Here is a 263-nt window from a genome sequence, read left to right as displayed (position 1 = left end):
CCAAAAAAAGCACGATTTAATCGTGCTTTTTTACACTCACTACTTAATTACTATTAGCAAAACATCTCTTTTATATCGTCAACCATCGCGTGATACTCATCGCTGGTGAAAAGCTGCATAGAAGGAATAATTCCTTTGTTAATATAAACCTGTAGCGCGGCCGACTTATCTGACACTTGTAGCGTGCCCTCTAAAATTGCACCAATCCTAATAAAATCAATATAGCTTACCTGCTCAGGGCGATGACTGGCATCAGCCCAGTT

General features: G+C 39.9%; 1 pseudogene. It reads right to left on the bottom strand.

The features are described from left to right. Positions 1-53: 53 nt before the first annotated feature. Positions 54-263, bottom strand: a pseudogene (locus tag AAEY62_RS23065) (HDOD domain-containing protein); the annotation flags it as partial.

It is taken from the genome of Pseudoalteromonas sp. GW168-MNA-CIBAN-0100 (genome assembly GCF_040309225.1).
In the GTDB taxonomy this organism is placed as follows: domain Bacteria; phylum Pseudomonadota; class Gammaproteobacteria; order Enterobacterales; family Alteromonadaceae; genus Pseudoalteromonas; species Pseudoalteromonas arctica.
This window is presented reverse-complemented; position numbering and strand designations above follow the sequence as displayed.